The organism is Psychrobacter sp. APC 3279 (assembly GCF_030407795.1).
In the GTDB taxonomy this organism is placed as follows: Bacteria; Pseudomonadota; Gammaproteobacteria; order Pseudomonadales; family Moraxellaceae; genus Psychrobacter.
This window is the reverse complement of sequence record NZ_JASDCR010000016.1, coordinates 83,286-94,446: the sequence shown is the minus strand read 5'-3', so window position 1 is coordinate 94,446 and position 11,161 is coordinate 83,286. Positions and strand designations below refer to the sequence as shown.

The 11,161-nt window shown below is 41.3% G+C and carries 7 protein-coding genes; 4 read left to right on the top strand and 3 right to left on the bottom strand.

Annotation, left to right across the window (positions count from 1 at the left end):
* The first annotated feature begins 695 nt into the window (after positions 1-695).
* The 4 genes from thrS (at position 696) to rnr (ending at position 7,223) form a co-directional block, all read left to right on the top strand.
* Positions 696-2,630: a threonine--tRNA ligase gene (thrS, locus tag QL898_RS09995; RefSeq protein WP_290176681.1), complete on the top strand. Its 1,935-nt coding sequence runs from the start codon at positions 696-698 to the stop codon at positions 2,628-2,630.
* Positions 2,631-2,653: 23 nt separating this feature from the next.
* Positions 2,654-3,157: a translation initiation factor IF-3 gene (gene infC, locus QL898_RS09990; RefSeq protein ID WP_057762155.1), complete on the top strand. Its 504-nt coding sequence runs from the start codon at positions 2,654-2,656 to the stop codon at positions 3,155-3,157.
* Positions 3,158-3,562: 405 nt separating this feature from the next.
* A complete protein-coding gene (locus QL898_RS09985; protein WP_057762157.1) occupies positions 3,563-4,807 on the top strand; it encodes a toxic anion resistance protein in 1,245 nt (414 codons plus the stop codon).
* Between the two features lie 139 nt (positions 4,808-4,946).
* The gene (gene rnr / locus QL898_RS09980) at positions 4,947-7,223 is read left to right on the top strand and encodes a ribonuclease R (protein ID WP_290176680.1); all 2,277 of its coding nucleotides are present in this window, start codon (positions 4,947-4,949) and stop codon (positions 7,221-7,223) included.
* Positions 7,224-7,345: 122 nt separating this feature from the next.
* Here rnr and QL898_RS09975 read toward each other — a convergent pair whose 3' ends face one another.
* From QL898_RS09975 to hisA, 3 genes are all read right to left on the bottom strand, one after another.
* Positions 7,346-7,627 carry a hypothetical protein gene (locus QL898_RS09975; RefSeq protein WP_290176679.1) on the bottom strand — a complete coding sequence of 94 codons (282 nt, stop codon included), beginning with the start codon at positions 7,625-7,627 and terminating at the stop codon, positions 7,346-7,348.
* A gap of 81 nt (positions 7,628-7,708) precedes the next feature.
* A complete protein-coding gene (locus QL898_RS09970; RefSeq protein ID WP_290176678.1) occupies positions 7,709-9,382 on the bottom strand; it encodes a mechanosensitive ion channel family protein in 1,674 nt (557 codons plus the stop codon).
* A gap of 89 nt (positions 9,383-9,471) precedes the next feature.
* Entirely contained in the window at positions 9,472-10,209 is a 738-nt protein-coding gene (gene hisA, locus QL898_RS09965) for a 1-(5-phosphoribosyl)-5-[(5-phosphoribosylamino)methylideneamino]imidazole-4-carboxamide isomerase (RefSeq protein WP_102091064.1), read from the bottom strand.
* Between the last annotated feature and the right edge of the window lie 952 nt (positions 10,210-11,161).

Here is an 11,161-nt window from a genome sequence, read left to right as displayed (position 1 = left end):
CAGTGTTCATCTTTGAGCATGGTGCGAGGCATAGCGAACGATATCTTTTTTGTGTGAGAGCTTAAAGATTAACCGTTCGCTATTTTTTTTGCCATTAATTTGTCGCCAATGTTCAACACGCCCTAGTGTGCAATACCATTTAGTTCATCAGTTTCCATTAAAGACCAGCTTTATCTAATCCTCATAACTGGACTTATTCATCTTGATATTCTTACATATTTCTCTTAAGCAGATGATCTATGATGTTTTTGAATGTTGATATTCATATAACTAGCACTATATAGAAGCTAAGTTATTCGGGGTTATATGATGCTTTCAATATATTGTCCTATATAGTTCAGTATTTGATACTACCTTTATCATAAGATATGGCTCTTATATTAGTCGTCGCGCAATCCCTTGATATCTAGTGTTGAGAGACGGTTTTTGCTATAATAGGTACTTTGCTGCATTACTTATATATGTTGGCTGTTGTATTATTCATATAGCGAAATGCATTTTGCTGCAATGCTATTGATTAACTGGCCTTAAGCCTTACATCAGCCCCAACATATATAGTCATAGTAAGACTCTAGGTAATGCGTCCCTTTCACAACATATCACGATGATTAGATATAATTGATGTGGTCTCACGGTTATATGATTGATGGTTGCAATCATCACTGCCAACGGACCCAATAATAGGCGAATAGATTATGGTAGCGATTACTTTACCCGATGGTAGTGTAAAAGACTTTGAAGGTCATACAACAGTCATGGAGGTGGCGCAAAGTATTGGGACAGGACTCGCTAAAGCGACGGTTGCTGGACGTGTAAATGGTCATCTAGTAGATGCACATGATCCTATCGTCGCTGATGCCAATGTTGAAATCGTAACGCCAAAAGACGACGACGGTGTCGATATTATCCGTCACTCATGTGCTCATCTATTAGGTCATGCTGTTAAGCAGTTATATCCTGATGTGAAGATGGTCATTGGTCCTGTTATTGATGATGGTTTTTATTACGATATCTTTAGTGAAACGCCGTTTACGCCTGAGCATATGGAAGCGATCGAAAAACGCATGATGGAGCTGATCAAGCAAGATTATGACGTTATCAAAAAAATGACGCCACGTGCCAAAGCGATCGAGATATTTGAATCACGTAACGAAGACTATAAGCTAAAACTTATTAATGATATGCCAGGTGAAGAAGCCTTTGGCTTGTATCATCACCAAGAATACGTGGATATGTGCCGTGGCCCGCATGTGCCAAACACGCGCTTTTTGAAAGTATTCAAACTGACCAAAATGTCAGGTGCTTATTGGCGCGGCGATGCGAAAAATGAACAGTTACAGCGTATCTATGGTACTGCGTGGGCTGATAAGAAACAGTTGAAAGCTTATATCCAACGTATCGAAGAAGCAGAAAAGCGTGACCATCGTAAAATCGGTAAAGCGCTGAACCTATTTCATATGCAAGAGCAAGCGCCAGGTATGGTGTTCTGGCATGCTAATGGTTGGACGATTTATCAAGTACTTGAGCAATATATGCGCAAAGTACAATACGATAATGGCTACGAGGAGATTAAAACACCTCAAATTGTTGATCGCAGCTTGTGGGAGCGTTCAGGACATTGGGGCAACTATGCGACCAATATGTTCACGACTTCTAGTGAAAACCGTGATTATGCGGTAAAACCGATGAACTGCCCTTGCCATGTGCAAGTGTTTAACCAAGGACTAAAGTCTTACCGTGACTTACCACTGCGTATGGCTGAGTTTGGCTCTTGTCATCGTAACGAGCCATCGGGTTCACTGCATGGTTTGATGCGTGTGCGTGGCTTTACTCAAGATGATGCGCATATCTTCTGTACACAGTCGCAGATTCAACAAGAAGTTGCTGACTTCATTAAGCTAACGCTTGCTGTCTATGAAGATTTTGGCTTTGACAATATTATTATGAAACTGTCTACCCGTCCTGAAAAACGTGTTGGTAGTGATGAGTCTTGGGACTTTGCAGAAAAAGCGCTAGCAGATGCGCTTGATAGCTCAGGGCTAGACTGGGATTATCTACCTGGTGAAGGTGCATTCTACGGTCCAAAGATTGAGTTCAGTCTAAAGGATTCATTAGGTCGTATTTGGCAGTGCGGTACCATTCAGGTTGATCCAAATATGCCTGAGCGTCTCGATGCTGAGTTCGTCAATGAGCAGAACGATCGTGAAGTACCTATTATGTTGCACCGTGCAATCTTAGGGTCATTTGAGCGCTTCATTGGTATTTTGATCGAAAACTATGCTGGTTGGATGCCAGTATGGCTAGCACCGCAGCAAGTTGTGGTCATGAATATCACTGATAAGCAAGCTGATGCGTGCGAAAACGTGGTTAGCGAGCTCAAAAATGCAGGTTTACGCGCTATTAGCGACTTGCGTAACGAAAAGATTGGATTTAAGATACGAGAGAAAACATTAGAACGTATTCCCTATATGCTAGTATTAGGGGATAAAGAAGTGGAATCGGGCAGCGTCAACGTCCGAACTCGCGAAGGTGAGAACCTTGGCGTGATGAGTGTTTCTGAATTTATTACATTAGTACAGACCGCTGTCAGTAAAAAAGGCCGACAGACCCCAAAAACAGATGAGGAGTAATACCTATTAAACAGTCCAACCGTTTGAACATCAACGAAGATATCAATGTCAAAGAAGTCCGTCTCGTTAAAGAAGATGGCGAGCAAATGGGCGTGGTTGATATCGCAACCGCGATGAAAGCGGCACGTGATGAAAATCTAGATTTGGTCGAATTAGTTCCTGAAGCTAAGCCGCCAGTATGTAAGATCATGGATTATAAGCATTTCCTCTATGATCAAAAGCAAAAGGCTAAAGAAGCTAAGAAAAACCAAAAGCAGACTCAGCTTAAAGAGATGAAGCTACGTCCTAGTACCGAAGAGGCCGATTATCAGGTTAAACTGAGAAAAATCGTGAGCTTCTTGGAAGATCAAGACAAAGTTAAAATTAGCATCCGTTTCCGCGGACGTGAAATGGCGCACCAAGACATCGGTCGCAAACAACTTGATCGTATCATTGAAGATACTGCTGATATCTCAAACGTCGAACAATATCCTAAGATGGAAGGTCGTCAAATGGGTATGCTGCTTGGACCCACTAAGAAAAAGTAATCTATCTATTGGATTGCTTTGAGTGGTGGCTGTTAGTCTATATAGCTATTTATAACTCTAACCATCAATATGCTGCGGGATATTGATGGTTTTTTATTATTTGGACTCAAAAACCGCTGTAATGAACATAGCTATACTGAACATAATAGCCTAGCATCATTGACTGACGCTATTTTACAAAATCTACCTTCTCAACTTTCTGATTACACGGTAATCTAAAGGTTTAGTTATATTTACTAGTCGGCATTTAGCAGTAACTAATGATCATTTGATAAAAATTAGTATGAGCTAAAGACGTTTTATAAATGTATAAAAGCTAAGTGTATAAATAAAAACAATGTATACCACGACTGTCAGAGTCGTTGACAAAAAACACTTCCCTTCTCCGATATCAGAGGATATTTCATGCAAGAATTGACGCCACCAGAAAACGCTACAACTCCCAGTATCTCTCTAACAGCACCTGAACCTGTCAAAGAAATACAGAAAAGTGAAGCAGATCAGATGGTCAAATTGGATGAAAGCCAAATTCCTGAGCTCGATGCCAAGGTTGATGCTTTTGTTGATCATGTGCTGACCAACTCTGTGCATAGCGATGAGTTTCGACAGAATGTGCAGTCTATTCATAATCTAGGTACAAAAGAGATTCGCGAATCTGCACAAGTATCTAATCGAATGTTGGATTTGCCTGCAAAAAGTCTCAATGACAGTTTATTTGATAACTCCCCGATTGCTAAATCACTAACGGAACTACGCGGTATTGTCGAAGATTTAGATCCTAGCAAAAAAGAGCTGACCAGCTCACGCAAGCTGTTCGGTCTCATTCCATTCGGTAATAAAGTACAAGATTATTTCCGTCAGTATGAGTCAGCCCAGTCACATATTAATGCCGTTGTGACCAGTCTCTATAATGGTAAAGATGAATTGCTCAAAGACAATGCGATGATTGAGCAAGAAAAAGTCAATATGTGGGAGCTGATGCAGTCTATTCGTCAGTATGTCTACGTTGGCAAAAAGATTGATGAGCAACTTGAACAAAAAGTCTATGCGATAGAAGCAACAGATCCAGAAAAAGCGCGCATCATTAAAGAAGAGATGTTGTTTTATGTCCGTCAAAAAAACACTGACTTTTTGACCCAGTTAGCAGTGAATGTACAAGGTTACTTGGCGCTTGATACCATTCGCCGTAATAACTTAGAGCTGATTAAAGGTGTCGATCGTGCAACCACGACTACTGTGTCTGCATTACGCACGGCTGTTGTTGTTGCCCAAGCAATGACCAATCAAAAACTGGTACTTGATCAAATCACTGCGTTGAATAAAACGACTAGTAGTTTGATTGAATCAACCTCAGCCATGCTCAAACGTCAGTCAGGTGAGATTCACGAGCAGGCGACCAGCAGTAGCATTGAGCTTGATAAACTGCAAAATGCCTTCAATAATGTCTATGACACTATGGATATGATTAGCAATTATAAAATTGAGGCGCTAGAGAATATGAAGCAAACGGTCAATACACTGACCACGGAAGTAGATAAAGCACAAAAATACTTGGATAAATCAAATCAGACTACAGTATTAGAAGTCTCGAAAGAGTTGGATAGTAAAAAGATCACTAACCAATCGAGCAATGTCGATATTGATATTTGATTTATCCCTATAGCGGTCGCCAGAAAACTGACCGCTTCCTGCTACCGAATACACATAAGACAATTGACGCAAGATATTGCAACGTCGTTCGTGTTAAGATAGCCACTATTAATAATTTTAAAAATAGATACGGTAATTTATGAGTTGGAATGATCCAAACGCCTCAAGTGAGGCAAAAAAATATGACAACCCGATTCCTAGTCGTGAGCTGATACTCAGCACGATTAATGAACATGGGGAAGTCACGCATCAACAGTTGGCAAAAGCCTTTAACATTGATGATCCTGATCAGTTTGATGCTTTGGGCAATCGCCTAAAGGCAATGGCGCGTGACGGCCAAGTGAATCGTGATGGTCGTCCTTATCGCTATCGCACGGTGACTAAGCAAGATATCGTCTCAGGTACAGTTTCTGCCCATCCAAAAGGTTTTGGTTTTGTGGTGCTAAGTGACATGCCAGATTTGTTTTTACATGAAAAACAAATGCGCTGGGTATTTAATGGCGATACGGTAGCAGCTGTCGGCACTTCGACAGACAATCGTGGACGTACCGAAGGGCGTATCGTTGATGTTGTCGAACGTCGTCAAAACAACTTTATTGGTACACTTGCTCGTGATGAGGACGGCTATTGTGTTGAGCTTGGTAGCCCAAACAATCATCAACCGATTACGGTTACTGATGACAATGTTCAGGCGTTAAATATTAAGCAAGGCGCTCCTGTCAAAGTCGATATCATTGACTGGCCAAACCAGCATGAATTTGCCACTGGTAAAATCACTGAAGTGCTGTCTGACGATAATGATCGTGAATTAATTATTGAGACTACCCTGCTCAACTATGATATTCCATCAGATTTTAGTGAAGCTGCGCTTAAGCAAGCTGATGATTATCAAGAGCCAACCGAAAAAGATATAAAAGGTCGCACAGACATACGTCATCTACCGCTTGTCACTATCGATGGCGAAGATGCTCGTGACTTTGATGATGCTGTATTTGCTGAAAAGCGCTCTGGTGGTAACTACCGTGTTGTGGTTGCGATTGCGGATGTCAGCTATTATGTGACACCGAATTCACCACTTGACCAAGATGCCTATGAGCGTGGTACTTCAGTATACTTCCCGCATCGCGTGATTCCGATGTTGCCTGAAGTGTTATCTAACGGTCTATGCTCATTGAACCCTAATCTAGATCGCTTATGTATGGTTGCTGATATCAAGATATCGCGCGCCGGTAAAGTGACTGGATACGAGTTCTATCCATCAGTGATGCACTCACAAGCCCGTCTCACCTATAATCAAGTAAACGATTATCTTGTGAACCCGAATGATAAGAGATTACCTACATCACTAACAGGTAATAAAGACGTTAAAAAATCTGTTGATACGTTACATCAGCTGTATGAGCTACTACTTAAAAAGCGTGAAGAACGTCATGCAATGGAATTTGAAACGGTTGAAACGTATATCAAGTTCAATGAGAAAGGCGGAATCGAAGCGATTTTACCACGCACTCGTGGCGACTCTCAGAAGCTAATCGAAGAATGTATGTTGCTTGCAAATACTTGTGCTGCAAACTTCGCGCTTAAACATGAGTTACCAGTTTTGTATCGTAACCATGATAAGCCTGATAATGAGAAGTCGATGCGTATTCATGAATATGCGAAAAACTTTGGCTTACCATTCCCAGAAGAGAACCCAACTCAAGCGGATTATCAGCGCATTATCGAAGCGACTAAAGATAGACCAGATGCCATCAGTATTCATAGCATGCTGCTGCGTTCAATGATGCAAGCGAACTATGCACCTGACAATATTGGTCACTTTGGCTTGGCATATGACGAATATAGCCACTTTACCTCGCCGATTCGCCGTTATCCAGATTTGATGCTGCATCGCGCGATTAAAGCGAAAGTCACTAATAGCCAACAGCCTGTTATGGACTTTTCTCTTGAAGGTGCTGGTACACAAACGTCAGATACAGAACGCCGTGCAGAAAAAGCATCACGTTATGTAGAATCTTGGCTCAAGTGTCACTATATGACCGATCATGTCGGTGAAGAGTTCGAAGGCGTTGTGACTACGGTTACTAGCTTTGGTCTATTCGTCACATTGACTGACTTATATATCGATGGTTTGGTTCATATCTCAAACGTTGGCGATGACTTCTTTGTCTACGATGAGCAGCAACAGCAGCTTATCGGTAAAGATAAAGGCACGCTATTTGGACTCGGCGATTCAGTTAAAGTGAAGGTTGCGGGTGTTAACATGGACCTGCTACAAATTGATTTTGATTTGAAGGCTAAATTGCAGTCTAGTGCAATGAACCAAAGCAAAAAAGGTCAACCGAAGAAAGAGCAGCCTAAGAAAACTCCAGCAAAAAGAAGCAGCAACCGCAGAGGCGCTGCCAAAAAAAGCTAAGCTAAGTTTAGACTGATACTTAGATACTGATGTTGTAATACAATAAAAAAGGCTAACGCAATCGTTAGCCTTTTTTATGCTGTATACTTTTCAATCATCAATGATATAGCTATTTATTGTGCCTATTGCGCATCGTCCAATTGCTCTACACGGTCTTGCTCGGCTTGCTGCGCTTGGTCAATTTTACTGGTCGCACTATCTACGATAGCTTTCGGCTGTTGACTAAGTGGCTGGCTAGTAATATCTGTATCAGAGGTAGCTACTGTAGAATCAGGCTGTTCAGTCGCTACACTACTGGTTGCAATCTCTCTATTTTGTTCACGACTATTGCCATTTATAATGTTAAAGCCCAGTAATGCCACAATACCAATTACTGCAAAGATAATGACGTGTTTCATTTCCATAAAAAGCCCCGTATTTGAATAATCACCAAATATAGATTCTGTTGCACTTTTTATGCCTAAATTTTATTTAACGTCTAGTACCTATTCTTGCGGGCTATTATTATTCAATAAATCAGTCTCATCTGAGCTTTGAGCAATCTCTTGCTCGACTTTTTCCATCAGCTTATCGTCAGGACGGGCATCGAGAACTTCATTCGCACTGCGACCTTGTAAAATGGTCTTGGCTCGAGCCTTGGCTTGTTTTTTATCTTGGTCATCTATATGACTTTCGTTGACCTGATTTGTTTCAGCAGGCTTAGGGATAGTCGGAGTAATCGTCATATCAGATTGAATATTATTAGCATTGCTGACACTACTTTGCATGTGCTCAAAGGCTTTTTCTAACTTGTTGTTAAAGCGCAGACGATAGATAGGCTCAGGTAAGCTAAAGCCTTTATCTTCTAGTGCATGCTTGGTCTCTCTGATGGCGATACTGCGTGCTTTGGCAAAGTCAGTCTCTGATTGGTCTACCCAAACCTGAAATTCCAAAACAATATTAGAATCGCCCACATTGGTAATGACGGCAATTGCCTTGGGCTCATCCAAAACAAATGCTAGTGTATGTATCGCATCCAATCCGACTTTGATTGCTGCTAATGGATCATCATTGGCATCAACGCCCAATTCAAAAGTAAATCGGCGCTCAGGGTTTTTGGTGTAATTTAGAATGGTACCTTTAAAGACTTCAGCATTAGGAATGCGCAGCTGATTACCATCCAGTGTCATCAGTATTGTCGCACGTGAAGTCAAACGAACCACGATGCCCTCTTGTCCATTAATCACGATATGATCACGGGCACGAAAAGGTTGGCGAATGCTCAGCATTAATGAAGCGATATAATTTTCAATGGTATCTTTGACTGCGAAACCAACCGCAATACCAATGACACCTGCCCCACCAAGCAATGTACCTAAAATAGTCTCTGCACCTATTAGACTTAGTCCTAGAATCAGACCAAAGATAACAAAGATGACTTTGACCGTTTGTGACAGTAGCTCAGCGACAAATGGATTGGGCGTCAGACGTTGCCACATCTTTTTGCGATTAGATAACCAACTGCCGAACCATGCTACCAAGGCAAATATAACGATGCCGACCAATAGTAGTGGTAGCGCCTTCACTAGATTGGTCACCTGCGCTTTTAAACCTTGATAGACCGTTGAGACATTCTCTTGAACATCTAGCGTGCGGTTAATTCTGTCTTCTACAGTGACGACATCTGTTAGTCGGTTGGTTAAGTTGATCGCTTGTTGTGCTTTTTTTTCGTTGGCTGTTTCTCCCGTTAGGGTAACAACCCCTTGGTTGACACTAACGTTGACGGCTTGTAAACCTTCGATTTCAGAGAAAATACCGCTGATACGTTGACGAATATCGTTGTCTTTTTGCGGAGTGGGTGTGGTCTCGATTTGAGCATTATTAGTGCTTTCGCCACTGATTACTGGCGGTGGATTAGGCGTTGGCAATGAGCTGGCGGGTTCTGTGGTATCACCTGTTGATGCTTCATTTTCTGATATGGCAGAATTATCGTTAGATACGCTTTTCTCTGTCGTCTCTACATCTTCAGTTGTCTCTATACCAAGCGCTGCTGCGATACCAGAAATTTCTTCACTGGCAGCATGCGCTGAAAACGCAAAAAGGATGCTTAGTAGCAACACCATTTGACCCCACGCTTTTATAGAACTGCGTATTATTGGACGGTCAATGTAAGTGGCCATAAGCATCCTTTATTTTTTACGGATTTTTCTCGCTTAGCTTGTTGCTGATAATTAGCTGCCTGTTTTTAGCTGACTAACTTTGGCGGTTTTTAGCTATCTAAATAAAGCTGTGCTTCGCTCAAGTTCAGCGTGCCTTCATAGATAGCGCGGCCAGTGATGATACCTTCGATACAATCACCATACGGCTTTAACAGCTCGATATCTTTCATATCGGTAACGCCACCTGATGCAATCACAGGTAGTCCGCCTTCACGCGCCAAATTAACAGTTTGTTCGACGTTGACGCCTTGCATCATGCCATCGCGGGCAATATCAGTATAAACGATTGAAGACACGCCGACATCTGCAAAGCGCTTAGCAAGCTCGGTCGCTTTGGTATCTGTCACGTTTGCCCAGCCATGAGTGGCTACCATACCGTCTTTGGCATCGATACCGACGATGATGTGCCCTGCAAATTCGCGGCAAGCTTCCGCGACAAAATCAGGATCTTCAACAGCTTTTGTACCGATAATGATATATGTCAAACCTGCGGTAATATACTGCTCGATGGTGTTCATGTTACGTACACCGCCACCCAATTGAATAGGCAGGTTCGGATAGGCTTTGGTGATATCATTGACCACTTGTCTATGTACTGGCACGCCATCAAAAGCACCATTCAAATCGACCAAATGTAAGCGACGCGCGCCTTCATCTACCCAACGCGCTGCCATAGCAACTGGGTCATCAGAGAACACCGTATCATCTTCCATACGGCCTTGTTTTAAACGTACACACTTACCATCTTTTAAATCAATAGCCGGGATAATGACAGGCACAGCACACATATAGCATTCCTTATAAAGCACAAGATTGGCAATAAATTTAGTAAATTAAAATTTTGAGAATGAAACGTTATCGAAGCATCAAATAACGAGAGAAAACGCTGCTTAAAAGTAGCATAAATTATGGACAGATCGAAAACCAAGATACTGCTAAGTTAGCAATCTGTTTGAATATAAATAAGAAAGACAGAAACTAGACAATCATAACCATAAGTTTTAGTACGTAGAATCACTACCAACAATCGTTAAATTCTATTACTGACTGGCAATTTTAGGTCAATTTAGCGTATAATCCTAGGTAAATTTTTATTTGTTTCTATGTGATAGTAACCATGCGTTACGCTTTTTGTTGAGTTGTTACAACTCACTAATACAGCATGGTAATCAGGATGGATCGAGCAATCGCTCAATACGCCAATAAAATATTGGCCAAGAAATTGCTAAAAAGGACTATCTGAAAAAATCTCAACCAATAGTCTCTAAACCATCGATTCTGCGGTATTTAACCTCAATTAGATGTCTTGCAAGTCCCTATCACTAGCTAACTATATTAAAACCGTTACGATTAAAACTATAGCAGCTTATAATAAGTGAAGTTTGCTTATCAGTTGCTTAGCTAGTTTGTCTTTTAACCAGTATATCATCTACCTTAATAGATCGTTATTTGGCCACACTCTTATTCTATCGAATATCTGTAAACGGTATTAGTGAACGAGAGATGGTCAAACATACTGGTGTTACAAGTTTTAAATTTCAATGAAACGTGTGATAAAGCCATTTGTATTTAAACCAGTCTCTTTTAGCCATGTGCTGTAGCGATTGATTTCGATGAAACGGTTTTAGCATACACCTTGGTAGCCAGTCGCCACTTTGGTAATTCGAATAAGACATTAACGTGTTGTTAAGGAGTCTAAGGTCAGCGTTAATACTCTTACTAGTAGTTATGATCATGTAT

What these genes read in the sequence shown, in the direction of transcription:
- QL898_RS09985 (WP_057762157.1), top strand. Translation starts at nt 3,563, where the DNA reads ATGCAAGAATTGACGCCACCAGAAAACGCTACAACTCCCAGTATCTCT.
- hisA (WP_102091064.1), bottom strand. Translation starts at nt 10,209, where the DNA reads ATGTGTGCTGTGCCTGTCATTATCCCGGCTATTGATTTAAAAGATGGT.
- QL898_RS09970 (WP_290176678.1), bottom strand. Translation starts at nt 9,382, where the DNA reads ATGGCCACTTACATTGACCGTCCAATAATACGCAGTTCTATAAAAGCG.
- rnr (WP_290176680.1), top strand. Translation starts at nt 4,947, where the DNA reads ATGAGTTGGAATGATCCAAACGCCTCAAGTGAGGCAAAAAAATATGAC.
- thrS (WP_290176681.1), top strand. Translation starts at nt 696, where the DNA reads ATGGTAGCGATTACTTTACCCGATGGTAGTGTAAAAGACTTTGAAGGT.
- QL898_RS09975 (WP_290176679.1), bottom strand. Translation starts at nt 7,627, where the DNA reads ATGGAAATGAAACACGTCATTATCTTTGCAGTAATTGGTATTGTGGCA.